At 45.7% G+C, this 26,393-nt stretch carries 24 protein-coding genes, 1 pseudogene and 1 riboswitch; of the genes and pseudogenes, 14 read left to right on the forward strand and 11 right to left on the reverse strand.

The window, feature by feature from the left end; translation table 11 throughout:
• Positions 1 to 4 precede the first annotated feature (4 nt).
• Positions 5 to 1,111, reverse strand: a complete 1,107-nt coding sequence (locus QUB13_RS02150) for a site-2 protease family protein (protein ID WP_333378428.1) — start codon at positions 1,109 to 1,111, stop codon at positions 5 to 7.
• 386 nt (positions 1,112 to 1,497) lie between these two features.
• Here QUB13_RS02150 and QUB13_RS02155 point away from each other — a divergent pair, with 386 nt between their 5' ends.
• On the forward strand, positions 1,498 to 2,574 hold the full coding sequence (locus tag QUB13_RS02155; RefSeq protein ID WP_333378432.1) for a DUF3616 domain-containing protein: 1,077 nt from the start codon (positions 1,498 to 1,500) through the stop codon (positions 2,572 to 2,574).
• Between the two features lie 59 nt (positions 2,575 to 2,633).
• Here QUB13_RS02155 and QUB13_RS02160 read toward each other — a convergent pair whose 3' ends face one another.
• Together QUB13_RS02160 and QUB13_RS02165 are read right to left on the reverse strand one after the other, a co-directional pair.
• A complete protein-coding gene (locus QUB13_RS02160) occupies positions 2,634 to 4,274 on the reverse strand; it encodes an AAA family ATPase (RefSeq protein WP_333378434.1) in 1,641 nt (546 codons plus the stop codon).
• A 234-nt stretch (positions 4,275 to 4,508) separates the two neighbouring features.
• The gene (locus tag QUB13_RS02165) at positions 4,509 to 4,793 is read right to left on the reverse strand and encodes a DUF2470 domain-containing protein (RefSeq protein WP_333091332.1); all 285 of its coding nucleotides are present in this window, start codon (positions 4,791 to 4,793) and stop codon (positions 4,509 to 4,511) included.
• A gap of 140 nt (positions 4,794 to 4,933) precedes the next feature.
• Here QUB13_RS02165 and QUB13_RS02170 point away from each other — a divergent pair, with 140 nt between their 5' ends.
• Positions 4,934 to 5,242 (forward strand): type II toxin-antitoxin system HigB family toxin, encoded by a 309-nt coding sequence (locus QUB13_RS02170; protein WP_333378437.1) that lies wholly within the window; start codon positions 4,934 to 4,936, stop codon positions 5,240 to 5,242.
• Between the two features lie 114 nt (positions 5,243 to 5,356).
• The gene (locus QUB13_RS02175) at positions 5,357 to 5,767 is read left to right on the forward strand and encodes a helix-turn-helix domain-containing protein (RefSeq protein ID WP_333378440.1); all 411 of its coding nucleotides are present in this window, start codon (positions 5,357 to 5,359) and stop codon (positions 5,765 to 5,767) included.
• 246 nt (positions 5,768 to 6,013) lie between these two features.
• Here QUB13_RS02175 and QUB13_RS02180 read toward each other — a convergent pair whose 3' ends face one another.
• The 3 genes from QUB13_RS02180 to QUB13_RS02190 all read right to left on the reverse strand — a co-directional run bounded on the left by QUB13_RS02180 (position 6,014) and on the right by QUB13_RS02190 (position 11,383).
• Positions 6,014 to 8,116 (reverse strand): SPFH domain-containing protein, encoded by a 2,103-nt coding sequence (locus QUB13_RS02180; protein ID WP_333378443.1) that lies wholly within the window; start codon positions 8,114 to 8,116, stop codon positions 6,014 to 6,016.
• Between the two features lie 229 nt (positions 8,117 to 8,345).
• A complete protein-coding gene (locus tag QUB13_RS02185) occupies positions 8,346 to 10,697 on the reverse strand; it encodes a PhoX family protein (protein WP_333378446.1) in 2,352 nt (783 codons plus the stop codon).
• Positions 10,698 to 10,915: 218 nt separating this feature from the next.
• Positions 10,916 to 11,383 (reverse strand): hypothetical protein, encoded by a 468-nt coding sequence (locus QUB13_RS02190; protein WP_333378449.1) that lies wholly within the window; start codon positions 11,381 to 11,383, stop codon positions 10,916 to 10,918.
• A gap of 226 nt (positions 11,384 to 11,609) precedes the next feature.
• Between QUB13_RS02190 and folK the strand changes: the two genes are divergently transcribed.
• From folK to QUB13_RS02210, 4 genes are all read left to right on the forward strand, one after another.
• The gene (gene folK, locus QUB13_RS02195; protein WP_333378452.1) at positions 11,610 to 12,098 is read left to right on the forward strand and encodes a 2-amino-4-hydroxy-6-hydroxymethyldihydropteridine diphosphokinase; all 489 of its coding nucleotides are present in this window, start codon (positions 11,610 to 11,612) and stop codon (positions 12,096 to 12,098) included.
• A gap of 79 nt (positions 12,099 to 12,177) precedes the next feature.
• Complete coding sequence (locus QUB13_RS02200; RefSeq protein ID WP_333378455.1) at positions 12,178 to 12,726, forward strand: NUDIX hydrolase; 549 nt, start codon at positions 12,178 to 12,180, stop codon at positions 12,724 to 12,726.
• A 92-nt stretch (positions 12,727 to 12,818) separates the two neighbouring features.
• Positions 12,819 to 14,270 (forward strand): FAD-binding domain-containing protein, encoded by a 1,452-nt coding sequence (locus tag QUB13_RS02205; protein ID WP_333378460.1) that lies wholly within the window; start codon positions 12,819 to 12,821, stop codon positions 14,268 to 14,270.
• A gap of 210 nt (positions 14,271 to 14,480) precedes the next feature.
• On the forward strand, positions 14,481 to 15,155 hold the full coding sequence (locus tag QUB13_RS02210; protein WP_333378463.1) for a Uma2 family endonuclease: 675 nt from the start codon (positions 14,481 to 14,483) through the stop codon (positions 15,153 to 15,155).
• Between the two features lie 202 nt (positions 15,156 to 15,357).
• Here the strand turns inward: QUB13_RS02210 and QUB13_RS02215 are convergent, their stop codons facing one another.
• Positions 15,358 to 15,807 (reverse strand): hypothetical protein, encoded by a 450-nt coding sequence (locus QUB13_RS02215; RefSeq protein ID WP_333091348.1) that lies wholly within the window; start codon positions 15,805 to 15,807, stop codon positions 15,358 to 15,360.
• Positions 15,808 to 15,961: 154 nt separating this feature from the next.
• On the opposite strand from QUB13_RS02215, the gene QUB13_RS02220 reads away from it, so the two are divergent.
• Both QUB13_RS02220 and QUB13_RS02225 read left to right on the forward strand, forming a co-directional pair.
• Positions 15,962 to 16,276 (forward strand): hypothetical protein, encoded by a 315-nt coding sequence (locus tag QUB13_RS02220; protein ID WP_194012082.1) that lies wholly within the window; start codon positions 15,962 to 15,964, stop codon positions 16,274 to 16,276.
• Between the two features lie 25 nt (positions 16,277 to 16,301).
• Positions 16,302 to 18,443: a pentapeptide repeat-containing protein gene (locus QUB13_RS02225; RefSeq protein WP_333378468.1), complete on the forward strand. Its 2,142-nt coding sequence runs from the start codon at positions 16,302 to 16,304 to the stop codon at positions 18,441 to 18,443.
• A gap of 185 nt (positions 18,444 to 18,628) precedes the next feature.
• On the opposite strand, the gene QUB13_RS02230 is transcribed toward QUB13_RS02225, so the two are convergent.
• From QUB13_RS02230 to QUB13_RS02240, 3 genes are read right to left on the reverse strand one after another with little or no spacing between them, the layout of a single operon-like run.
• The gene (locus QUB13_RS02230) at positions 18,629 to 20,203 is read right to left on the reverse strand and encodes an FAD-dependent oxidoreductase (protein WP_333378472.1); all 1,575 of its coding nucleotides are present in this window, start codon (positions 20,201 to 20,203) and stop codon (positions 18,629 to 18,631) included.
• Between the two features lie 9 nt (positions 20,204 to 20,212).
• On the reverse strand, positions 20,213 to 20,443 hold the full coding sequence (locus QUB13_RS02235; protein ID WP_333378475.1) for a hypothetical protein: 231 nt from the start codon (positions 20,441 to 20,443) through the stop codon (positions 20,213 to 20,215).
• Positions 20,444 to 20,455: 12 nt separating this feature from the next.
• Positions 20,456 to 21,175, reverse strand: coding sequence for a Uma2 family endonuclease (locus QUB13_RS02240; RefSeq protein ID WP_333378478.1), 720 nt, complete (start codon positions 21,173 to 21,175; stop codon positions 20,456 to 20,458).
• 292 nt (positions 21,176 to 21,467) lie between these two features.
• Positions 21,468 to 21,614: riboswitch (cobalamin riboswitch) on the forward strand.
• A gap of 61 nt (positions 21,615 to 21,675) precedes the next feature.
• Between QUB13_RS02240 and QUB13_RS02245 the strand changes: the two genes are divergently transcribed.
• The 5 genes from QUB13_RS02245 to QUB13_RS02265 all read left to right on the forward strand — a co-directional run bounded on the left by QUB13_RS02245 (position 21,676) and on the right by QUB13_RS02265 (position 25,458).
• Positions 21,676 to 22,395 carry an energy-coupling factor ABC transporter permease gene (locus QUB13_RS02245; RefSeq protein WP_194070795.1) on the forward strand — a complete coding sequence of 240 codons (720 nt, stop codon included), beginning with the start codon at positions 21,676 to 21,678 and terminating at the stop codon, positions 22,393 to 22,395.
• A 4-nt stretch (positions 22,396 to 22,399) separates the two neighbouring features.
• The gene (locus QUB13_RS02250; RefSeq protein ID WP_194070792.1) at positions 22,400 to 22,732 is read left to right on the forward strand and encodes an energy-coupling factor ABC transporter substrate-binding protein; all 333 of its coding nucleotides are present in this window, start codon (positions 22,400 to 22,402) and stop codon (positions 22,730 to 22,732) included.
• Complete coding sequence (gene cbiQ / locus QUB13_RS02255; RefSeq protein WP_333378482.1) at positions 22,729 to 23,529, forward strand: cobalt ECF transporter T component CbiQ; 801 nt, start codon at positions 22,729 to 22,731, stop codon at positions 23,527 to 23,529. The genes QUB13_RS02250 and cbiQ overlap by 4 nt, the downstream gene beginning before the upstream one ends.
• A gap of 190 nt (positions 23,530 to 23,719) precedes the next feature.
• On the forward strand, positions 23,720 to 24,799 hold the full coding sequence (locus QUB13_RS02260; RefSeq protein WP_333378485.1) for a DUF2207 domain-containing protein: 1,080 nt from the start codon (positions 23,720 to 23,722) through the stop codon (positions 24,797 to 24,799).
• Between the two features lie 365 nt (positions 24,800 to 25,164).
• Entirely contained in the window at positions 25,165 to 25,458 is a 294-nt protein-coding gene (locus QUB13_RS02265) for a hypothetical protein (RefSeq protein ID WP_333378488.1), read from the forward strand.
• A gap of 154 nt (positions 25,459 to 25,612) precedes the next feature.
• Here the strand turns inward: QUB13_RS02265 and QUB13_RS02270 are convergent.
• Positions 25,613 to 26,325 (reverse strand): annotated as a pseudogene (locus QUB13_RS02270) (IS1 family transposase).
• Positions 26,326 to 26,393: the final 68 nt, after the last annotated feature.

Consider the following 26,393-nt stretch of genomic DNA (forward strand, 5'->3'; position numbering starts at 1 on the left):
GGTATCAAGCAGGGTCTGCTTGAGCTCGTTTTTGTAGTAGGCGGGCAATTTCTGCTTTTTCTACAAGTCCCACGAGAACTCCGTTTTCGCGAATCACGGGGAGTTCTTGTACTTTAAGTTGTTCTAGGAGAGTGACGACTTCGAGGAGGGATAATTCTGGTTTGACGGTGGTGGAAAATTCGATCGGCTTCACGAGTTCTTTGACCAAAACTTGGGGCCAGGTACCGGTGGGGATGGTTTTGAGGTCGTCAAGGTCGATCGCCCCTACCAATTGTCCCGCATCGTCGGTAACTAGGAATCGACGCCAGTTTTGAGTGTTACCGATCACGTAGTTGTTGGCAAATTCTCTGAGCGATAAGTTTTCGGGGACGATCGGGCTTTGCGCGGTAACAGCATCTGCGGCTGTCAGCCCTGCGAGTTGATTTTGGACTGTGCCATATTGTGCGGATTGACCAGCATTTTGCAACAAGAACCAACCGATTACTATATTCCAGATCTGGCCGCCGAAAAGGCCTGTAGCAATGGCAATCCAACCAATGATTTGACCGACGCGGCTAGCAAAAATTACGCCTTTGTAAGGGTTGCCGGTAATCTTCCAGACGATCGCTTTGAGGATGTTGCCGCCGTCGAGGGGCAAACCGGGAATTAAGTTAAATAAAGCCAAAACTAAGTTGATGGAAGCTAAAAGTCCGACGATGGCGGCTGCGGGGCCTGTGAGACCAGCACCGATGCCGATCGCAGTTAACAAACCCGACAACAATAAGCTAACTAACGGGCCTGCAATGGCGACCCAAAATGCTTCGGCTGGGGTTTTTGATTCTCTTTCCAAATTAGCCAGCCCGCCAAACAGAAATAGCGAAATCGATTTCACGCCAATTCCCTGTTTGATGGCCACCCAACTGTGTCCTAATTCGTGGGCTAAAACGGAAGCAAATAACAGCAGGGCTGTGAACAATCCCAGCATCCAGGGCGCTACGGGGCCTAATGCAGGAAACAGGTTAGCTAGTGCGCCGCCGTATTGCCAAGTTACTAAACCCAGAACTAGAAACCAAGATACGTTGACATAAAAGGGAATTCCAAACAGGTTGCCGACGCGAAATGTACCGTTCATAATTGGCTACCTCTGATATTATGGGCGAAAAGTTTTTTCTCTGTTTCCTTATAGTAACGAAATGTAACTCAAATGTTAATGTTTCAATTAGGGTGTTATCCGTCTGTAGAGGTTCGGTTTGCTGAATCATCACCGCCGGCTGCGGTTAGGGCTGCAGGGCTGCCAGGGATTGACAATCGCCGAAAGAACGGAAGTCATCTCTCTGAGGACATAACATTATATTTATTTAAGTTTTAAATATAAGTTTTCAGTCGGTTAAAACCGATTTTACCTTTGATACGGGGAATTAATTCCCTGGCGGACTATTGCAGCTCTGACTGGATATCAGTTTCAAGCAATTTTAGCTATAATCACTTACTATAAGAATAGTTTTGGTGCTAATAATTATGTCAGAATCCTTTTGGCTCGGTCGGCTGCTGCTGCAATTCAACAGCGAAGCGAGCGAGATTATTACAGACTTATCGGCTGTGGCTTTCACTCCCGACGGCCATTTGTGGCTGGGTTCCGATGAGGGGACTTCGCTGGAATGTTTGTCGCCTGTCGGGCCTCATATTTTTGGAGAACATCAAAAATTTGCGGTCGCGGATTTTATCGATTTATCGGGAGACGACGAAATCGATATTGAAGGAATTGATTTCAGCAGCAATTGCCTTTGGCTGGTCGGTTCTCACAGCACAAAACGCAAAAAACCTAAAGGTAAAGATTGCGAAGACGATATCGAAAGATTAGCCACAATAGAGACAGAACTCAACCGCTATTTGCTAGCCAAAGTTCCTGTAAAAAACGGGATTTTGTACAAGTCAATTTCCCATCCTGAAAATCCCCAAATTCAATTAACGGCGGGATGCCTTCAGCGGACAGAAACGGGCAATCTGCTGACAGATGCGCTGCAAGATGACAAACATCTCGGCTTTTATTTTTCTGTGCCAATTCCGAGCAAAGAAAATGGCTTCGATATTGAGGGGTTGGCGGTGCGGGGGGAGAGCATTTTTCTCGGTTTGCGGGGCCCGGTGCTGCGGGGTTGGGCGATAATTTTAGAGATAGAAGTTGAAGAGGCAGAACCGGGAGTTTTAAGGCTTAAGGCGATTGGGGAAGGAGGGAAATTGTACAACAAACATTTTGTCGATCTGAACGGTTTGGGCGTGCGAGAATTGTGCTGGAACGGGGAAGATTTGATTGTTTTAGCCGGGCCGACGATGACTTTATCTGGAGAGATGAGGGTTTTTCGGTTAAAGGGGATTTTAGGGCGCTCGGGCGACAGTATTACTGGGCAAGGTGGGGGAGATTTGGAGGTTTTATTTGACTTGCCTTTTCAGGTTGGTACGGACAATGCTGAGGGGTTGAGTTTGTTTCCCTATTTGGGGGAGGAGAATTCGTTGTTAGTGGTTTACGATTCGCCGGCTGCGAGTAGAATGGTTGGGGAAAATGCGATTTTTGCGGATATTTTTAGATTAGGTTCGTAGTGAGGACTTCAGTCCTTAGAATTAGGGACTTGCATTGCTGACTGCGAACCGAAATTTGGTTAATTGTCGATCGCATCTCCTCCCAGCGGCCTGCTGTAGCGCTTCAATTCATCAATCAATCGAGTATCGTTAGAAGCTGTTCTCGCACCCGCTTCGGCCGCCCACCGCTTCAAATCTTCAATTTGCGATCGCGCGATCGCAGCTAATGGTACTGTATCCTCGATCGACCTCAAAACATCCTCCGTCGTCAAATCTCGGCGCTGCCCGTTCACAAAAGTGCCAAAAGCCCGGTACAATCCATCAATTACAACTTGCTCGATTTCCGCACCGCTAAAATCCTTAGCGCACTTCGCCAAAATCTCCAAATCAAAGTCGCGCAATCTAGTCGGCCGCAAACGCTGCAAATGCACCTTAAAAATATCTTGCCGTTCCGATTCTGAGGGCAAATTCAAAAAGAAAATCTCATCAAACCTGCCCTTTCTCAGCAACTCCGCCGGCAAAATCCGCACGTTATTTGCAGTTGCGACAATAAACACCGGGCTGGTTTTTTCCTGCATCCAAGTAATCAAACTGCCGAATACCCGGCGCGAAGTTCCCGAATCGCCGTCACCGCCGCTGATAATGTTGCCGAAGGCTTTATCTATTTCATCGATCCACAAGACGCAAGGGGCGATCGCCTCTGCCAATTGTATCATTTGTCGAACGCGGCTTTCGCTTTCCCCGACCACGCCGCCGAACAATCTGCCAGTATCCAAACGCAGCAGCGGCAAACGCCATTCAGCAGCAATAGTTTTCGCCGATAAAGATTTGCCCGTTCCTTGAATTCCTACTAACAAAACGCCTTTAGGATTGGGTATACCGTAGCGGCGCGCCTCGTCAGTAAAAGCATCTTGCCGCATCTTTACCCACTGCTTCAAATTCTCCAATCCGCCGACACTTTTGAGAGATTCTCGCGAATTGAAAAACTCCAAAATTCCTGTTTTGCGAATTGCTTGCTGTTTCTCTTCCAAAACTCCATCAATATCTGACTCATTAATTTGTTGTTTGGCCGCCAAAGCTTTAGCTAAAACCCGCCCGATCCGAGCGCGGCTCAAACCTTGACAAGCTTTAACTAATTGTTCCTTTGCTAAACCGCTAACTTGCAACTGTTCCGGTTTTTCTACAATGCGGGAAATCAAACTATCGATTTCTTGGATGTTGGGCAAGGGGAAATCAATTACTGTGGCTTCTTCTTTCAATTCTTCTGGCAATTCGAGGGCGTGAGAAGTGAGGACGATTGTTTTTTTGCTGCGCTTCAATTCCCTGGTTAAATTACGCAATTCCCGCACTACTGGAGCATTTTTTTCGGTGTAGGGCGCTCTCAAAATTGGGTGCAAATCCCGCAGTACAAATATGGTATATTCTTCTACAGCAGTCTTGCCGATGCGATCGAGCGCCGCCATTACTGAGCCTTTTGCAGAACCGTTATCTTCCCAGCCGCGCACGATATCCCAGAACAATACTCGGCGCGCGGGAGTTACTTGCAGCGCTACTTGGGCAATTACAGCTTCGACGGGTTCCTCCTCTGCGCCGACAATGTACAGCAGCGAATAGCGGGCGCGAATCATCAAATCCAGTCGCTTTACCAGTGAATCGAAAGGATTATTTTTACTGAGATTTACGGCATCTAATTCTCGAAATTGTGGGCGATCTACTGTCATCTTATTTGATATTTTAGATGTAAAATTAACTCGACTAAATATTTTGTTTTTAGTGAAAACTTTAGTTATTCAAAATGATTAAAACTAACTAAAGTCCGTACTACCAACGAACCTTCAAATTATATCGGACTAAAGGTTTGTAGTGAGGACTTTAGTCCTTCAAAAGAATTTAAACTGACTAAAGTCCGTACTACGAACGAACCTTGAAATTATAACAGAATAGGGATAATTTGGCTACTTAGCAACTTTTCGGGCTTGTTTCACCAGATCGATCAGAGTGTGGTGGGCATCTTCGGCGTCGATTAAAGTGCGATCGAACTTGACTCTGACAGGCACTGTTTCGCCATTTACTTCAGCGGTTAAATCCATGCCGTCGGCATCGATAGCGAGCATTTGAGCGGATGTGGCCTCTGGCTTGTCGCCGTAGGCTTGAGCGTACAGGACTACGGCGCTAGCGTGGTCTTCGTTCATGTGAGTGCAGATGCGATCGCTAATTTCAGTGGAAAACTGGTCTGACATGGGGAGATTCCTCAGATGCAATATCGATCGATTGTACTGCGAATCGAAGTTAACAAGACACTTCGCAATTTGCTAAGATAACATTAAAACGATTCTAGCGGGAATCTAATCGATGCATAAATTTGTTATCCCGGAACTGTATGCACGTTATCTCTCAATCAACGCTCAGGAAATTTTGGGAAAAGCATCCTGATGCCGAAACAAGCCTGCGCTATTGGTATAAAATTACGACAATAGCCGAGTGGTCAAATCTAGCTGAAGTGAAATCAGTTTTTTCCTCTGCCGATCGAGTTGGCAACTTTACTGTCTTTAACATCAGAGGTAATAATTACAGACTGATTACTTTCATAGATTATGAATTTAAACCTAAAAAAGTTTTTATTAGAGCTGTACTTACACATGAAGAATACGACGCAGATAAATGGAAAAAAGACCCGTGGTATGAATAGACATCTCGAATAATTATTGTCGGGAGTAGGGGTTAGGTATCCTGTTTGCCCTTTACGGGCTTTTCTGGAGATGTCTAACGATCGTGTTATACTTTCTTAATCTTGCATACTCACATGAAAAATTCTAGCGCTTATATCGAACTACTCAAAATATTTCCTCCCCGACCCATAACTGCCGAAGAGGAATTAATTGTAACTCAAAAAGCGATCGACTCTCTGTTGGATAAAGGCGAACTGACTCCAGACGAACGCGACTATCTAAACGTACTAGGAACCCTGGTCTATGAGTATGAGCAAACTTTAGAACCCATACCTGACATTTACGGCATAGAACTATTAAAGGTTTTAATAAAAGAATTTGAACTCAGACAAAAAGACCTAGTTCCTATTTTTAAAACCGAGTCTATTGTCTCAGATATCCTCCATGAAAAGCGTCAACTTACCGCCGAACACATACAAAAACTTGCAGAGTTTTTCAGCGTCTCGCCTGCTGTTTTCTTTCCACTGCATAAAGGTTGTTTGTAGTAAGAAATTTCGTCTTGATTGACTAACAGCTTTCATAGAGGACGATCATTCTCACTACAAACTACACAACCTAACTAAAATATTTGTCGTCAAATGGCAATTCATCAAACAGCGAATCAATCTCAGTCTCATGGAAAGTCTCATATCGTTTCCGCTGGTATCGGAATGATTTAACCACATAGAACACAGAGTACACAGAGGGAGAGAATATATATCTGAATCATTCCGATGCTACCGGATTTGATATCAGGCTTCGCTACTTGTTGCTTGGTTGCTTGAATGGAGTTTAGCTACTGGTAAATCAGGAAAATTTTCTACAGCAACAGGCTGCGATTTTTCCAACTTAACTACTGGCAATTCCCCGCCATTGCCTCCATTTTTGCTAGTTTGATTCCACATCATCATACCCAACAAACCATCCACCAAACCGCCGCCGCTACCGTTGCCTGTTACCGCCACATCCGGCACAACTCGCACGTTGCGATCGCCGATAATTTGCATTAACTGCAAAGCCGTATAACCAGAACCTCCCAAAGCTACAACACCCGCGCGATAAGCTTCAGCTTGAGCATTTCCCTTCACCCGAATCGACTCAGCTTCGCCTTGAGCTTGTTTTACCTGAGAATTCGCTTTTAACTCAGAAATTTTGACGCCTTGTTCCGATTTTACCATCTCTTGTTGAATCTCGGCCAGCGCCGTTTCTCGCACCAATTGTTGCCGCTGAGTTTGTGCTACTTGCTGCACCTCATAAGTCTTGCACTGTTCCTCGGCAATTTTGCGATCGGTTTGAGTTTGCATCAACTCTGCCGGCGGCAAAATATCCCCGATCAAAGTATCAATTGCTTGCACGTCGTAGGTACGCAAAGCTGCTTTGATATACTCTGCGGCTTCCGCTTGCCTGCCGCTTCTTGCCGAGAGAAAATCTAATACAGAATAAGCTTGAGCTGAATTGCGGAAATAATTGCCAATTGTCGGCTGCAAAACGTGGTCTACTAAATTCTGCATCGAACCGACGCGAGAGATGACTTTCGGAGCATCCAAAGCTCCAACATGAATAATTTGAGCTACTTCTAAATCAAAGGCAAAACCGTCTTGAGAACGAACGGTTAAAGACGAAAGTTTAGAATCGTAACTGTGCCGTTCTGTTTTTCCAGACCAGTTCAATACTATATTAGTAGTCGGCACTAACTCTACTTTCAAAATGCGAGTATTCAGCGGATGTTTCCCCGGATAAAGAGGAGTCACCCACACCCCTTTATTCCCGACATTTACTAAATTTCCATGAGTGAAAGCAGCGCCGCTCACATCTTCCGAGGTTTTGCCGACATAAGAAATCACCGCGCCGACATAGCCGATCGGGATTTCCGTCATCGGCACTTGGTCAACCCCCACAAACCAAGGATTTAAGTTCCACGAACCAGAAAGCAAAACCTGTTCCTGCAAACCGCGCCGCCCGCCGGCTGTGATAAATTTTTGCGCGTTTTGGAAGTTGTCGTGATTCGGAATAATCGGGCCGGCAATTTCGCCATCTTGAATCGGAACGCCGTCATAAGTTGTGACAATTCCCACTTTATCTGGGGCAATTGTGTACAGCTTCAACTGTTCTGCTGTCATCCCGTGTTTGGCAGCATTTGCTGCTGTAATTATGGTAAACAATGCCGTGTTAATTCGATAGCTACCGCCAGTCAAAATGCCTAGTTGCCTGCCTTTTTCCCCGCCTTCTTTAAGGAATTTGCGAGCATCTTGAAAATTGTCGCATTCTGTGATTTTGCCGAGAATGCGCTGCGGCGGATTCGACTCGCCGCCTGCTGCGATAACTAAACCAATTTCGCCTTGGGGAACTATCGTCAGAGATTCTTTGCGAACGTTGTACTGCAAAGGCCAATAACCCCAGTGCCAACCGGGAGGCAAAGTATCAGCTTGATATCCAGCTTCTCCGTTTAAGGCAATTAAATCTCCTGGGGGCAAAGACTTGCCGCCGAAGCTAAACTTTTTACTGACAATGCCAACTTCACGATCGCCAATTACTACCAATCCGCCAAAAAATAGCGGCAGCACGAGAATAATTATCATACCGCCGATCGCGATCGGGATAAATCCGCCCGGATCGAGCTGCATTGTCTGCACGGGAACAGTGCTGCGTAACTGCCCTAACTGCAAGCTAGAATCAGGTTTTGCGACTAACTGAGTCGAGGTTTGATTTGCGAGGGGGATATTGCTAGCTGCTAATACCGGCGAGGGTTTCAAACTGGTTGTTGCACTAAGAGCTAAAGACGCCGAAACAGCGGCTGCAAACTGTTTTAAAACGCGGACTTTGACTTGAGACTTGGACAAAAATGAATAAAGCATTTTTTTGATAAGGGCTAATTTGTCCTATGAGCTCCAGCTTAGCCTTACTAAAAAGTTTTTACCTAAAACTTAAGGTCTTATTTATCATTATTTGCCGTCATAATAGTCATATTTTTCAGTAAAAATACTTAAGATAAAACTCAAAAACCATCAGTCATCAATCAAGGCGTAAGGCTCGCAGTGCACACCCTAGCGATGACTAATGACTAATGACTAATAACTAAGCGCTCTAAACGAACTGACCCGTTGTTGTCGATCGCACGCGGCGAATCCCAATCACCGACGGCATCGGCGATCTGCGCGAATCATTCGAGATATTACTCGGCCACAAACTGCCGCGAGAAACACTGCGAGTCTGATTAAAAACAGCACCGTTCAAATCCAACATTTCAATTTGCCGACTCAGTACAGTACCATCATCGATCGGGCAATCTTCCCCAGGATGCTGCACCGAAAGCAACAGCGTATCTCCCACAAAAGTCGGCCCGGTCATTTCGCACCGATTCGGCCCTTGAGCAAACGGAATGACTGTTCCCGCATTCGGGCCGGAAGTCGGAATATAAAACAGCCAATTATTGCCGAAAACACCAGTAAAATCCGAGACATTTCCTGTCTTTTTGTGGTCGATCGCCGTTGCCTTTCCCACACTCCCTACGTCAAAACCATTGTGCGTGGGAGTAGACATATCAGTGACACCCCAAATATTACCTTGAGTGTCAAAAACTAAATTATCTACACTAGCAAAGCCCGCCCCAGAGACTGAACCCGCTTCTCCACCTTGAACAAAACGCTGCCAGCGGAATGTCGAACCCGCGCCGTCGGAACTATCTTCAATTATTTTGTAAATTCCTCCCGACTGCTGGGTGCTATTGACTCCGCTACCGTATTTAGCAACAGTAAAAATGCGAGAATCTGGATAACCATCGCTACCAGGTGCGCCGTCAGTATAAGAAATGAAAACTTCCTTAGTAGTAGGATTAACTTCCAAATCTTCAGGCCGCGCTGTCGGAGTGCCACCAATCAAATTAGCAGCATGAAAAGCATCAACTAAAACTGCGCCTTGGCTGCTGTAGAAATTAGCCAGAGTTTTATTTCTGTAGCCGGGAAGTGCTGTTGCTTCATTAGTTGTATCTACTACAAAAGAACCGCCGTCCTCGGTTTGACCGGCAATTCCGCTGCGTTTGGGGAAGCGAGTATTTGCATCTCTTTGAGCTTTGCCAAAAGTTGCTAATTCCGCTTCGCCAACTTTAGAAGGACTGACTGGATTCGTCGGGCTATTTAATGCCAACGGCAGCCATCTTCCCGCACCGTTGCGGTTGTATTGGGCAACGTACAAAGTGCCGTCTTCAAACAAGCGGCTGTTGGTTTTATCTGCGGGATTGCTGACAGTACCGCTGCTGACAAATTTCCAGGTGTGTCCGCCGCGCCGATCGTCCCCCATGTACACTACTAACTTGCGTCCCGCTGCGGCGCGAATCGCGACGTTTTCGTGGCGGAAACGGCCTAAAGCGGTGTGTTTGCGGGGGCGGAAACTCGGATCTTGGGGATCGACTTCTACCATCCAGCCGTATTTTTCGCCGACTAAGCCGAATTCCTCGCCGGTAGTGCCCTTGGCGTAGCCGGTTTGGCCGCCGTTGGGTTTGATGTTTTCTTGAACTCCGACGAAGAATAGTTCGCTACCTTGGAAGTTTTCTTCGGCGGAGAGGATTGTGCCCCAAGGGGTTGTGCCGCCGGAACAGTTGTAGGCTGTACCGATGATGCGGTTTCCCAGCCCGTCGCTGTTGACTTGGGCGAAGACTTGGGTGGCTGCGGGGCCCGTGCCCGTGAGGTACTCGTTATCGCCTTGTCTGGTTCCCCAGGAGGTGACATCTTTGTATTTGTCGGTACGCTGGCTGTTGATGCCGAGGCCGGAAAGTCCGTGAATGCGTCGGTTGAGGGAGTCGCGGGCGATCGCCCTAAACCGTCCGTCAGCTTGTTTGGTAATGCGGACGATCGATCCGCCGAGGTTGTACAGGAATTCGCCGAGGGTAGCCTGATTTTTTACGGATAAGTCTATACCGAGGACGGCGCGATCGGTCGCAGGAAAAGATGCCACATCTGACGGGGCCTCCGGCGCGATTTTCGACATCGGGAAAGATACGTACTCGTGGTTAACCCAGAGATAGCCGTCGTCACTGCTGCCGCGAATCCCTACAAAGCCGGTGTAGTCGTTGTTGTAGCCGAAATAGTCTGCCGGATCGGGGAAAACTCGATCGCCCCAGCGGAGAATCACGTACCGTTCGTATTCCGGCGGCACAACCACATCGTCAACCACGCTGTAGCTGGTTAATCGAGTATTCTGCGAGGCCGCCATCACTGTTCCCTGTCCGTTTGGGGCGATCGGCATAAAGCTCGACAATTCTTGATAAACTGGCAGCGGGTGAGGAAGTCTTAACGGAGTGAAAGATAGCGGCCCTACAATAGATTCCGCCGAGGTGGAATTGATGCCGAAGAGTGTTTGAGTTAGTTGAGGGGCAAGCACAGTGGTAGCTGCACTGCTGCCAAAGAAAATTAACAGTTGTCGGCGAGTTATTTTAGACATAAATTCCTTTTCAACCCAACTTCCCTAATCAGATGATTCCGTATGAAACTCTATCACTGTTAAATTAAGGGGAGTTAACCTGAAGGTTAATTAAAGTGGAATTATATTTGGGTTAATAATTGGTTATTAGTTGTTTGTTGTTTGTTATTTGTTGTTGGCTACCAATTCCCAATCCCTCCGCTTCGCTCCGCCCAATGCCCGATGCCCGATGCCCGATTTCAATCATCTCGAAAACCCGGATCGTTTTGTCTGGATGCCGATCGACTGGGCGCAGGTACATTCATCGCTTGCGAAGACCCTGAATTTGCGGGCAAAATATTGCTGTCTCTGAATCCCAGCAGCAATTTAGCATCCGCAAAATATCTAGTCCACTGTTCGATTCTCGCATCTTTTTGCCAGTCGCGGCGGGATACTCTCGATCGCAAAACCGGAACTAACTGCCGGCTGCGAGTGGCTGTAATTATCACCGTAACTACTGTTAATTCGGGATTTTCTTGAAACTCGCGGGCGATCGACTCTTTCGCTAAATCTTCCGCCTGCTGCATTAAACTTGCAAAAGATTGACTGCCGTCCGAATCTAAGGTAACATAGCCTTCTTTGGTTTCAGCCAAACCTATCGATATACTTGCTATTAAACTGAGATTTGCCAATATGACGGCAGATAATAAGCGCAGGTAAAAATTCATTGTTTTTGCAACTAAATACTAACACTTGTCAATGATAGTCAATAAAAATTAACAGACAGTTAACCTTAGATTAAAATAATATTTTGTGTCATGAATTAATCCGTGTATCCGTGTCAAAATTCGTGTCACGGCTTCCCTCTTCCCTCTTCCTTCTTCCCTCTTCCTTCTTCCTTCTTCCCTCTTCCTTCTTCCCTCTTCCTTCTTCCTTCTTCCCTCTTCCTTCTTTATGAAATTAACAAAATGCGCGATCGCCCTCGGTAGCAACTTAGGCGACTCCCTCGCCACACTCAAAAGCGCGATCGCCACTCTCAACAACACCCCAGAAATCACCGTAAAATCCCATTCTAGCTGGTATAAAACCGCCCCCGTCGGGCCTCCCCAACCCGATTACATCAACGCCTGTGCCATCCTAGAAGTTGCCCTAGAACCGAAACAATTGCTAGCAGCTTTATTAGAAATTGAAATAAAATTTAATCGGATTCGCCGCGAAAAATGGGGGCCCAGAACCCTCGACCTCGATTTGCTGCTGTATGATGATTTAATCTTAGAAACGCCGACACTGACTTTACCTCATCCCCGGATGACCGAAAGAGCTTTTGTATTAGTACCTTTAGCAGAAATAGCCCCGGATTTGGTGCATCCGGTGACGAAAAGTGCGATCGACCAACTCGTGCAAAAGGTAAACTGTTCGGGAGTGGAAAAAATGAAAATGTAAAAATTGAGCAAAATTTAATGGCTTCAATCGCCTATGATGTCATAAATTAGTGCAATCAAACATTATTCGCTTCTCGCTTATGCCATTAGGAAAAGAACTGCCCCAACTCCTCAAACAGCGCCTGTTTTACCAAGGGCGCAAATTCAACTTTGACGTAGCTAGGCTGCGCCTTCCCAACGGTTCCGAAGGCGACTGGGAATGTATTCGCCACCCAGGCGGAGCACTTGCAGTTCCCGTCACTCCCGAAGGTAAACTCGTCTTGGTGCGACAATACCGATTCGCCGCCAAAGGACGGATTTTAGAATTTCCCGCAGGTACAGTTGAAATCAATGAAAGCCCGGCCGAAACTATCAAACGCGAAATCGAAGAAGAAACCGGATATCGCGCCGGCAAATGGCAAGAATTAGGCAAATTCCTGCTCGCACCCGGTTATTCTGACGAAATCATTTATGCTTTTTTAGCCCAAGATTTGGTCAAGCTGGAAGAGCCGCCAGAACAAGACGATGATGAAGACATGGAAACAGTTTTATTCACTCCAGAGGAATTAGAAAAAGCCATTTTAGCAGGCGAACCAATTGATGCAAAATCAATTTCTAGCTTTTTTCTAGCGCGCCCTTTTTTGATGTAAAATAGTATCGCGGTGCGTCGCTTACATACAGTCGCAAATAACTAGAATTGTGGCAGCGACGCACCCTACAAAAATATTAAACCTCAAATCAAATGTCAGACTTAATTTTATTTTGGCACCGTCGAGATTTACGTATTTCTGACAACATCGGACTGGCTGCCGCGCGCCAGGAAAGCCCGAAAGTAGTCGGGATTTTTTGCCTGGATCGCAATATTCTCGATCGCGATGACGTAGCGCCAGCCAGAGTCACCTACATGATAGGTTGCTTGCAAAAACTTCAGGAGCATTACAGCAAAGCAGGTAGCCAATTGCTGATAATCCAAGATGAACCAAGTCACGGCATCCCAAAATTAGCAACCGCAATCGATGCCAAAGCAGTATTTTGGAACCTGGATGTTGAACCCTATGCAAAAGAGCGAGATATCAGCGTATCAAAAGCTCTCGAACAAGCAGGAATTAAAGTTAAAAATTTCTGGGATCAAATCCTGCACGCCCCGGACGATATTCGCACTGGTACAGGAAAACCCTACACAGTTTATACACCATTTTGGAAAAATTGGCACAGCAAACCCAAAGCTGAACCAGTAGAGACACTGCCGATAACTTATCTGGAATTAATGACCGGATTAAGCGCCCAAGAACAAGAAATCGCCAACCAAACAGGTGCAATAGAAACACTGCCAACGGCATCTAGTTTGGGATTTACTTGGGAAAATCCGTTAGTAATAGAACCCGGAGAAGATGCAGCGCGAGCAAAGTTGGAAGAATTTTGCGAAATCGCCATTTACGAATATCAAGAACAGCGCAATTTTCCAGCAAATAATGGCACATCGCAACTCAGCGCCGCCCTCAAATTCGGTGCAATTGGTATCCGCACAGTTTGGCAAGCTACCGAGAGAGTAATGGAAACTTGCCGCAGCGAAGAAGCGTGCACAAGCATCCGCACTTGGCAACAGGAAATAGCGTGGCGAGAATTTTACCAACACGCCATGTATAACTTCCCTGAATTAGCAGATGGGCCCTACCGTCAAACATTCAAAAATTTTCCTTGGGAGAACGATGAAAAACTCTTTCAAGCTTGGTGTAGGGGCAAAACTGGTTATCCGATTATCGATGCAGCAATGCGGCAGTTAAATCAGACTGGTTGGATGCACAATCGCTGTCGGATGATAGTCGCTAGTTTCCTCACGAAAGATTTAATTGTTAACTGGCAGTGGGGTGAAAAATACTTCATGCAAAATTTGATTGACGGCGACCTTTCTGCTAACAATGGCGGCTGGCAGTGGAGCGCATCGAGCGGGATGGACCCGAAACCTTTGCGAATATTTAATCCCGCCAGTCAAGCTCAGAAATTTGACCGGGAAGGGGAATATATTCGGCACTGGGTTCCAGAATTGCGCCGAGTTGATACGAAACTTTTGCTAACAGGAAATATTTCGCCTATAGAACGCAGGCTGCTTCATTATCCCGATCCGATCGTAGATCACAACGAGCAGCAGCGCAAGTTTAAGGAGCTTTATAAACTACAAAAAATAGCAGATTAGAAAACCGGACGAATGGAATTCGCGCCTACACAGACAAAACCCGCCGATGCGGGTTGAAGAAATAAAAAAAACCGGGCAAATGGAATTAGGTTGTTTTCTTTACACCTTCTAAATTCGGACTATTTTTTTGGTAGACGCGGTTGAAACCGCCGTCTTATCCGATCTAAATCGTATTGAGTTACAATAAACTTAATTAAATCGGAGGTTGGAATGGTAACGCTGCAATTGAGACAAATCAGTGTACCGCCTGGACATAGAGTGCTGTTCCATGATGTAAGTTGGCTGGAATTTGAAGCAATTTTAGAGGAGTTGGGAGAACACCGTGCTTCCAGAATCGCTTACAGTAAAGGAATTTTGGAGATTAGGATGCCACTACCAGAACACGAATTTAATAAAGAAATCATTGGCGATATGGTCAAGATATTACTCGAAGAACTTGAAATTGATCGAGAATGTTTTGGTTCGACGACTTTTAAACGCCAGAGTATGTTGCAAGGAATAGAGCCTGATAACTGTTTTTACATTCAAAATTCCGCTCTAATGATTGGCAAAAAGCGCATCGACTTAAGTATCGATCCGCCACCGGATTTAGCAATTGAAGTGGATTTAACTTCTAAAACTCAATTGGATGCTTACGAGGCGCTGGGAGTTCCTGAAATCTGGCGGTACGAAAATAAAAGGCTTCAGATTAATGTGCTTGAAAATGGGAAATATGTTGAATCGGCAATTAGTCCGACATTTCCGAATCTGCCAATTATTGAAGCTATTTCTGAATATTGCGAACAAAGTCAAACAGCGGGGACGAGTCAAACTCTCCGATTGTTTCGCAAGTGGGTGAGAGAACAAATCCTGTCAATTCCGGTTGCACCGTCAGGTGATTGTTGATTGTTGACTGTTGACTGTTGACTGCTGACTGTTGACTGTTGATTCGGGGTAGGAAAACTGAATGATTGAGTATTAGCTGTTGACTCGATTTTATTATTCCGATGCAACCGGAAACGATATCAGACTTTGACGACTAAAGTCCTTACTACCAACTTGAGGGCTAAAGTCCTTACTACCAATTTGCTAAAATCAAATTGCTTTTTTAGTTGCGCTGTTGAGTGATAGAGAGAGAGTAAGGGTGTTGACCTTGAGCCCGATCGCCCACGAAAATTACATAAGTCCCCTTGTCCCCATAACCGGAAAATTCTACGTTCCCCGCACCAGCATTCGCCGGTAGGACGCAGAAACGACCCCTCGGCCCCTGAATCATCAAACTCGGCGCTCCCGCCGTTTGTACTGCAATTTTCCAGTATGGCAAATCCTGCGTTACTTCGATCACCTGGTTCGGCCCGGCGGCCACGAAACCGCAGTCGCCGCTATTGTTCGGGCCGCCGGAGACTCCTGAAACACTCAGGGGTTCGCGAAATCCCGGAGCAATTTGTAGCGGTTGGCTCCGAAGGGCCCCCGGTGCAGTTAAAATCATTCCTAGGGCTAGGATTGCGATCGAACCCAAGCGCAGTCTGGGGCGATCGCACGGATAGCATATCTTCATTTTTATCCTTATTTATCCGAACACAATGGCGGAAGGTTCCACTTCTTTGACGGTAGAGGATAATGAGCGGTTCCGAACACGCTAATGTGACTCTTATTAATGTGACCGCCCTAAAACGATCGGCGTACAGCTAAACTAACTCCCAATTTTTTTTATGAATCCTCAAAATAAGTTCAATTTGCAGCAAGCGATCGCACAACTAAAAGCTAAAGTAGAGCGATCGTCCCTCATCCAACAAAATCCAGATAGCTATCAAGCGCTCGGAACCTTCTACAATCAATTTCTGGACAAGTTTCAAAAACTCCCCAAACCAGGACAAGTGGCAGTCTTTGCCGTCGGAGCGATCGTGGTTCTGACAGTCTTCAATAGTATAGTACAGCTAATTTCGGCCCTGATGAGTCTTGCCGTTCTCGGAGTGTTAATCTACATAGCGTACAAATTGGCAATATCTGCTGATTCGTCCAACTAACGACTAAAAATAGGAAATTATAAATATGGCTAACCCAACCGCATCCGGTGATGATATTAATCAACCCGATCCGTCTCCATCTTGGCAGACAAAATCCCAGCAAATGCCACTGCTGGTTCGTAGGTGCGGCGCTTGGGCCGTTGAAATTTCCTTAATTGCCGCCAGCGCCCTCGTTCCCTTCAGTATCGGGGCATTGGTCAACAAGGACGCTCAAACCGTGCCCCTAAATTCCTCTGTAGCGGCAACATCGGAAACTGTAGCCCGTATTTTGGGCGTACCCGTGCGCGATCGCAACCCAAGAGTCGCACCCCTAACTAATCTATTCTGGTCGGGGGCGCTGCTAGCACCGCTAGTTTTAGCGGCGTGGCAACTATTTTTGCTCGCCAGAACCGGCCAAACACTCCCGAAACGCTGGTTTGCCGTTAAAGTCGTCACAGCTTTTGGTACTCCTCCGGGTTGGAGGCGAGTGCTGATCCGCGAAAGTTTGGGGCGCTGGGGAGTGCCTCTGGGCGTAGCCTACGGCATTTGGCGCTTATCCGGCGCGTTTCCTGATTTAATCATTTTAGGGGGGTTGAGCGGCTTGGCAGTGCTGGCAGACGGCGCTTTTGCATTCCGCTACAAACGGCAATCGGGACACGATCGCCTCGCGAATACTTTGGTGGTCAATGCTCGATCGATCGAACAATCTGCAAATCCTGTCAAAAGTCAAGATTGGACTGAGGAAGACGCGCAGATTGCGGCTTTGGTTTTGACTCGCGAAACCAATGTCAAAGAAGATCCCAGTTTGTGGAATTGGATGCGCCAACATCCAGGCACAACTTTAGTGATAGTTACCATTGGCAGCGCGGGATTAATTTTAACTTTGTTTGTTGGCACTTTGATCTACACTCAAAGTCAAGCAAATATGCGGGATTCTCGCCAGCGGAACGACGAATTATTTGTGGCTTTAGTGAGTAAATTGTCTCCGGCTTCGCCCAGCGGAACATCGGGGAGGCGATCGGCAATTTTGGCTTTGGGAGCGGTGGAAGACTCCCGCGCCGTACCGCTGTTAGCGGATTTGCTAACCCAAGAAGACAGCAACCCGATGCTGGACGCGATCCAACAAGCTTTAGTCAGTAGCGGGCCGAAAGCTTTACCTGACTTGCGGCGATTAAACCAAGGTCTCAGCAACGAGCTAGAATCCCTGCGTTACCGGGGGAAGGCCCCGGAACGCGAGTTAGCGGCGACCCGTCAGCGAACAGTGCAAAGGGCGATCGGCAAAATTCTCACAGTGTATAGCAGCCAGCTTAACGGTGTCGATCTCAGTCGCACCGATTTAAGTCAAACTCCTGCCGGCCCCGCTCAGTTTACTTTAGTATTAGACAAAGTGGACTTATCAGGAATTAAGCTGAGAAACACCAATTTAACCAATGCCAGCTTGCAGGGAACTCGCTTTTACGGCACCGGCGAAGACAGGCGTCCGGGTACATTTGACGATTGGATTTCCGACTTGAGCAGCGCTAATTTTGAAGGAGCAAATTTAACCGGAGCATCTTTAAACAGTGCTGTCATGAACCGCACTACTTTTGTGCGCGCTGTCCTGAACAAAGCTAATTTGTCAAGCGGCAATTTGAATTCAGCTAATTTTAGCAGTGCTCTTTTAATTGGCGCAAATTTGCAGCAAGCAATGTTAAAAAATGCAGCTTTTACCGGTGCAGATATCGGCAGCGCGAATTTATCTGGAGCCGATTTGTCAGGTGCGCGCTTGGGTAAAGTCAAGGCTCAAGGCACTCAGTTATCCTTGACAAATTTGTCTAAGTCGGAATGGCAAGGTGCAGATTTATCCGGTGCAGATTTGAAAAGTGCGAACTTACAAAATGCCGATTTGAGTTCTGCTAAACTCGCCAACGCCAATTTTCAAGATGCTCGGTTGCAAGATGCTAATTTGCGGAATGCCGACCTGAGTGCGGTTGATTTTAGGGGCGCAAATTTAGCGGGAGTGAATTTTCAAGGGGCTGTGTTTCTGGGGAAAGCAGCTTCCGATCAGTTTATTCAAAATCCTGCGGGTAGTAAATCAGGTCGATTCCAAGGAGTTGATTTTGCCGACGCTAAAAATTTAGATCGAAGTCAAATTGCTTACATTTGTTTGCAGGGTGGGATTCATCCGAAGTGCCCCCAGAAAAATTAAAAATTAGTTGTTATCGGTTTGTAGTGAAGACTCAAGGGGAGCATTTCATTTTTGTAAAAAGCATTTTTTGTTTGAGTGCTGTCCTCGCTCGCTTGGCGATCAAAGCCCGTGCGAGTGAGGACAGGACTACAAAAGCTGGCGCGCTTGATGCTCCTTCTTCCTTCTTCTTTCTTCCTTCTTCCTTCTTAGGCAATAGCATCCGCACCGACAAGTGTCTCGAATTGCGCTAATAGCGTTCCATCAGCATTGTTTGCAACTCCAAAAATTTTAGGTAACTGACCTGTTTCAACGAGAACTTGTCTCACTTCTGCGTTAGATACATCAGCTAGATTTTTTTTATTTAGAATAGCATTAATGGCAGCGATACCGACACCTTGACCAACTGCGGCGTTGAATTCAACAATTCGACCGACAGAACAGGCAAACCCTTCAAATCCAGAACACGGACTGACAACTGCCAGGTTAGGAATATTTTTCATTAATGCGTGGCGGATGCCAATATTGAAGGTAGGCTGTTTAAACATCAGACTTTTAAACCACCCTAAACTCTTGGCTTTCTCCCCCACACCAGGGATGCCTCCGCGTACATCAAAATGATAGCTAAATGTTGCTAGTGCCTGATTAGCCGGTACGCCACCTAACAGCATTTGTGCGCCAGTCAAAGGTTCTACAACTCCCGTCACATTTCCTGCGTGTCTGATATAAAGTTCTGAGGCATAATTAACAGAAGTAGCACCCAAACTCCTCAGCCAAGTTGCCACAAATAACATCTCTTTTTGCATATTAGCCGTCGGTTTGCTCCCGCTTTTGGCTAAGGCTTCTGCTTCGCTGCCGGTGACTGCAAATAACAGCGCGTTCCACGAAAGTCTTTGATTGGGAAGTATTGCGATATTTCCCTCGTCTAAAATTACGCCGGTTTCAGGAAAAGATAGCTTTGTTCCTCTAAAGGAGTGGTAAGCTACAGACAGCGCGGGCGATCGCACGTCGATGTAATCGTTGCCCGCCCACAGAGTTTTGAGATTTCCTCTGGTGTCGAGCATTTCCTGCCGGAGTTCTTTTGCTAGTTCGGCATCCTTCTGGGCTGCGTACAGCAAAAATTTTTGACTCTCAGCATCCGCGAGGTTTGTGAAGCGTTTTAGATAATTGTAATCGAGTTCTTTCAGTCTTCTTGTACTGAGTCCTTGGGTTTCAAAAACGAGGGTGACTGGAAGTTCGGAGTTTGGCAGACCAAAGGTTTCAAATCCCTTCAGCTTTTTCGCGCCGGCAGCTTGAGCTAATTCGGCATTGATGGTAGCATCAATAAATTGCTTGCCTGCATAAACTATGCCTCTAGATGTGGTTATGCTGGCAATTCTTTGGCGTTCTTTATTGACTGATTGAATTTCTACTTTGCTGAGGAGATCGACCCCTGCTTGTGACAGCATTTCTTGTAGCGCTGCGCTGGCTTTGCGGGGGTCAAGCGCGATCGCACTGACACCGGATTTTTGCAGGAACTCTTGATAGATTGTCGCCGGTGAACCAAAGGTATCTAACTTTAAAGATTGTCGCAGTTCTTGACCGATCTGACTTCTATCTAAATAAGCCAGGCCGCCTCTGACTAAATGCCCGCCAATTCCTTCTTGCAAGTTTCCTTTAGACATCAGCAAAACTCGCGGATAAAGCTTTGTCCGGCGACGGTATTCTCTGGCTGCTGAGATAACGGCTAGAACTCCAGGAACTTCGTCACCAAAGCCGATGACATCGTAAAAACGCAAATCCATAACCATTATTTAATAACCTATCCTGATTTTCATTGTTTTGAGCTGCATTTCAATGTTTGCTATCAAACTATCTATCTGTTCCAAATAAAGCCGCATATTTCCTAATTTTTTGGATAAATATTTATACATTCCCGAACGCAGAAAGCGGGTTTTTCTCGAAGATTCTCGGTTGAGGGCGATCGGATCGGGCGTGGAAAAATTCAGATTGGCGATCGCCCGCAGAGTGCATCTGTGTCGCACTCTTGACTGCAATCAGCTTATATTATCAGGATCTATCCCCAACTCTCGCAATCGTTCAGCTAGGCGATCTGCGCGCTGGGCTTCCTGTTGTGCGCGCAGCGATTCCTGTTGTGCGCGCAGCGCCGATTCTTTCACCTGTTCTTCAGGAGTCAAATAACGTTTGCCATCAGCATCGTACCAATACAACCACTCCCTTGTCACCCCAGAATAATTGCCCCTTTCACAGCCAATCCCCAAACCAATTTCTGGCATCCAAACAGGATTTCCTGGCTGTAACTCATACTTTCCATTGACTAACTTATGTACTTCCAAATGGGGTCGATCGCGACGACTGGAAGAATAAATGACGTAATACAGTACACCTAAACGTTGATATTCTTCCAACTTATCTGTGTATTCTTGTCGATAAGTCGGGGAAACGACTTCGAGGACAAAAATTGGCATCACCTTTTCTTCCCACACTGCGTAACTGGGACGTAATTCTTCCCGAGAAAACCGTTGCACCCCTAAACTCAAGAAGGCATCTGGCACAATCGGAGGTTTTTCCGGGTGATGGTAAAGACCCATATCTATACAAAAAAACCAGTCCATGCGTTCTGCCCAAAGTATGAGCAATATTGCTTTTAGCAATCCTGGGATTAATTCTTGCAGTTCGTTATCCACTGGTGTTTCATCTGAGTCTGGTAGTTCGTCGGCTGAGGGCCAGTGCGTCGGAAAGTTGTAATTTAACATGGCGGGTTTCCTCAAAACTCATTAATATTATAGCGTTTAGTTGTTTGGCTGTAATTTTGTATTTCCTAAAGATTTTAACGAACCGCGAAGACGCAAAGGACGCGAAGGAAGATAGATTAAATTGTGTTTGCTGGCAGTTTTATTGTTTGTCATTGCGATGAACGAAGCAATCCTAAGTGTTGGCGATTGCTTCGTTCTTTGCAATGACACTTGAAGCTGTCGGACACAATCTAAGCTAGTTAATTTGAAATAATTTTGGTAAAATATTCGGCTGAGAGTTGCGCGATCGACTATACTAAGCTAATCATTCGGTTCTAATGGGGAGCAGCCATTAGAGGAAACGGGGAAAGTTCGGTGTAAGTCCGGCGCTGTCCCGCAACTGTAATGAAAGCCATGTCGCTTTCTGAGTCAGGATGCCCGCCGATGTGTTTGTTTACATAGTCTCATCTGCGAGGTTCAGCGTGAAGGCCAGAAATCGGAAATTAGTCAGCCTGGGATTGATGGCTGGCTTGAGTTGTTATATTGTCCTCGGTTCGGCAACGCCCGCCGCAGCTATGCACATTTCGGAAGGTTTTTTGCCGGTGCAATGGGCGGCGTTTTGGTGGATTGTGGCGTTACCTTTTTTTCTAGTTGGTTTGCGATCGATCGCCCGCATTACCAAAGAACACCCGGAACTTAAATTACTGTTAGCTTTGGCGGGCGCGTTTACTTTTGTGCTTTCTGCTTTAAAAATTCCCTCGGTAACGGGGAGTTGTTCTCACCCGACGGGTACTGGTTTGGGGGCGATTTTATTCGGCCCTTCGGTGATGGCTGTACTCGGCGCTTTAGTGCTGCTTTTTCAAGCGGTTTTGTTGGCCCACGGCGGCTTGACAACCCTGGGAGCAAATATGTTTTCGATGGCAATTGTTGGCCCTTTTGCTGCGTATTTTGTCTATCATTTGCTGTTGCGAACTGGTAGTCAGCGGGCGGCAATTTTTTGTGCTGCGGCTTTGGCGGATTTGCTGACTTATGTGGTGACTTCGATTCAATTAGCGTTAGCTTTTCCCGCAGCAAGCGGTGGTTTTGTAGCTTCGTTTCTCAAGTTTGCTAGCATTTTTGCAATTACTCAAGTTCCTCTGGCTATTAGTGAGGGATTGCTGACTGTATTGGTTTGGAATTGGCTGCATTCCTACGGAAAGCCGGAGTTGGAAACTTTGAAGTTATTGAGACAGGAGTCATAAAGTCATGAGTCAGAAAAATACAAGAAATCACCAATCTACTGCGCGAGAAAATTGGATTTTGGTTGGTGCTGTGGTTGCTCTTGCTGTTCTTCCTCTAGTATTTGTTCGAGGTGAATACGGCGGTGCTGATGGGGAAGCCCAAAAGGCAATTACCGAGATTCAACCGGGCTATGAACCTTGGTTCAAGCACTTTTTTGAACCTGCTAGTGGCGAAATTGAAAGTTTGCTGTTTGCGTCTCAAGCGGCGATGGGGGCTGGCGTAATTGGCTACGTGATTGGGTTATATAAAGGCCGATCGCAATCTCGGCAAAATTCCGATCGCAAAACCTTGGAATGAACCATCAGATTGATAGTCTGGCTTATACAAATCGCTTGCGCGGTTTGCCGCCATCTCACAAACTATCATTTGCGATCGCCCTTTTGATTCTGTCTCTGGTTTCCCATGTAGCGGTGCAGTTGTCGATCGCCCTCTGGTTGACAATCTGGATCGTCGTTTATGCAGGAATTCCGGCGAAACTCTATCTGCGGTTGCTGTCGGTACCGCTGGTGTTTTTGCTGACGAGTTTGCCTGCTTTGGCGATGGGTGGAATTCAGTTAAATCAAATCCAAGCAATTCACTCGGATATTTGGCAAGGTTGGGGGATTAGCATCGGGAATTTTTATCTGTATGTGAGTCGCACTGGCTTATACCAAGTGAGTCTGTTATTCCCGCGCACCTTGGCATCGACAAGCTGTATGTATTTCATCCTGTTGACGGTACCATTTACTGAAACATTGCAAATCCTCCGAAAATTGCGCTTTCCGCCGTTGCTGACAGAACTTCTGTTGTTGATGTATCGGTTTATTTTTAGCTTGTTGGCGATCGCCGATGAACTTTGGATCGCCCAAAACTCGCGCTGTGGCTACCGCACTTGGAAACTGGGAATGCGTAGTTTAGGCATTTTAATCGGGCAATTGCTTCAGCGAACTTTAGTAAACTACCGTCAAGTTTCCTTGAGTTTAGCGTCGCGCGGTTTTAATGGAGAACTGCGCGTTTGGCATTCTTCCCCTTACAAACCTTCGCAAAGATACACATTTGAAGCCGTGTTTGGCTGTACAGTTTTAACTGTGTTAAGTGTGGCATTTCAAAGTTGAGAAGAAATTAGGAAATGAGGAGACGGCACTGCCGTCTCCTCTATATTATTCCGGCGCAACCGGAATTGATATGAATTCCCTGCCCGACTGAAGATATGACTTTTATGAACATAATTAATGATTTTTATGAATTGACTCCCCAAGAAACCTGTTGAATAATTGTACTCAACACTTATCTTGTGGAAATCCTATGATAAATAAACGCATCCTCAAAAGAATAGTTTTTTCATTACTAGCATCATTAACCCTACTGTTAGTCACAGTCACTCATGCAACAGCCCAACAGCTACCGTTTTACTGGGATAACATCAATGTTGCGATCGACGTTCAGACAAACGGAGATATGTTAGTTACTGAAACGCAAAAATATGTATTCACAGCAGCATACAACAATGAACGATATCGTTATATTCCTTTAGATAAAGTCGATGCAATTAAAGATGTGACAGTTGCCGAAAACAATCGCATAATTCCTAGTAGCACTGGAACAGAAAACAATCAACTTTGGATTCGTTGGGAACATGAATTAAAACCGCCAGATACACATACTTTTGTCATCAAATATCGAGTTGTAGGTGGATTGCAGTTAGATGGTGAGAATACTCTCGTTTATTGGAAAGCCATTGCAGCAGGTCGTAAAGCGCCAGTTAATACTGGACAATTTACGGTAAATTTACCAGATGCTTTGTCAGGGAAAGTTCTCTCGTTTACGAATTTCGGTGCAGCAGCGGTTCCCCGTCAAGTAGATCCGAAAACCTTTGAATTTGTGGCAAGTCAGGCTATTCAGCCGGAACAAGAATTAGAAGTGCAGATTGCCTTTCCGCAGGCGGTTTTGAATATACCTCAACCTGGTTGGCAACAAGGTGGTAATCACGGAGGAGAAGGCTCTTTCATCAATAACATAATAGCTGTAATAATTTTACCGCTAGTTGGTTTGACATTAATATTTTTTCCGTTGATGATTCTTCTCCTTGTGTTGGTTTTCAGCACCGTTATTTACCAAGGAATCAAGAAATCAATCAATGATCGACAATGCCCTGAGTGCAAAACGTTCAATCTTAAACGGACTTATCAAGTTTTGATTCCTGCAACTACTAGCACTTCAGGAAACAGGTATGTTACCCATCACTGTGGAAATTGCTCTTACCATCGGGAGTACGAAGAAGTAATTCCAGTCATTATCATTAGTAGCGGTGATGGCGGCGGTGGCGGTGGTGGCGGTGGCGGTGGTGGCGGTGGCGGTGGCGGTGGCGGTGGTGGCGGTGGTTGATATCAACGGGAATTACGCATCACAATCAAAGAAACCGGGTTTTTAGCTAATCTGTGGGTTCTAACGAAGTATTTCGGAAAAAACCCGGTTTCTGAGCACCTGTTGATATATTGATATCACCCAAATTCAGGAGACGGCAGTGCCGTTTCCCTACAAATAATCGGGTAGGGAAACGGCATTGCCGTGTCCGAATTTGCTTGATTTTGATATCAACCGATCGCACTCCCTAGAAAATCATATTCCAAATATGACTTTTATGAACTTAATTAATGAATTTAATGAATTGACCTAAAAAGATAAGTGTTGAATACTGATTGTAGCAAATAACTTTTCAGTACATTTGAGCTTAAAGTAGGTTAAAAACTATGACTAAATCGCGTTGGCTTCGCAAGCTTTTACCATTGGCAGTATCTTTCGCAACTGCGATCGCAGCGGCAGGCACTTTTACCCCACCAACTTCAGCTCAAACCAATCCGCCGCCTCCGCAACCCCAGGAAGTTCAACCAGCCCCAGCAGAAGGATTGAGCATCCCGATTTGGATTTATCCCGTAGGAGCAATTTTCCTAATTATTATCTTTATTCCCAAGATTGGCTGGACTTTGGGCTTAATTGCGATCGGCGAACGAGAAGTGGGAATTGTTAAGCTGTTTGACATCTAAACTGCATTAACTTGCGTTGCCTTTATTTTTTATTTTTCGGTTCCATTTCATAATTAGTTCTCCTTCATTTAACAGTTTATGTAACACTGCTTCTAGTTTTTCAATGGATTCAAATAATCTAGGTAGTCCTGCATAGCAAGGAAAGTCCAGGGTTTTAATTGATAGATAAACTGGCGTTATACTCATGAATAAAATACCAAATACCCCCAATATGATTGGAGAGTTTTTTGGAGAATGAAAGAGTTTTTCTCACCAATCTAGATATTCTTTGTCTCATCGTATTATTAAATCTTTCTATATAGTTTGTCAGACCCGTTTCCTTTCCTACTGCCTTGTGTCTTTTTTGAGGAAAAACTGTGACCTAGGCGCTCCAAAAGTCAGTATAACTTACGGCACATTGACGATAAACTGGTGGTAAAGAATCCCATAATCCTTGAGCGCCAGCTTGATCTCTTTTGCCAATATACACTCCTACAATTTCTTTGGTTGATACATCAATTGCCAGCCAAATCCACTGCTTGTTATCTTTATTGCCTACAAATGACCACATTTCATAACATTGAATTGTTAGCTTCCCTTTCTTTTTTGACTTAACTTCTACTTCTCTTTTTACAGCTCCTAATTTTTTATAAACACATAGTATTGCAACCACCGTTCTGAAACCCCAGTTGCCCTCACAATCCCAGCCAGAGATATCTTTTCTAATAAAAGTCTATCTATCAACTCTTTTGTTGCTGATGAAATCGGTTGATGTCTGGGAGTTATGACGAATTGTCTTCCACAATCTCGACATTTAAAATTTTGCTTGCCGGAGTGAGTGCGACCATTTTTCAAGATGTATTCAGAGTTACACTTGGGACAGTTCATAAGCTAAAATTTAAGGTAGGTTATAAAAAATAAAATTATAACACATTTTCCTTGCTATGCAGGACTAC

It is taken from the genome of Microcoleus sp. B4-D4, from assembly GCF_036705185.1.
Classification (GTDB): Bacteria; Cyanobacteriota; Cyanobacteriia; order Cyanobacteriales; family Microcoleaceae; genus Microcoleus.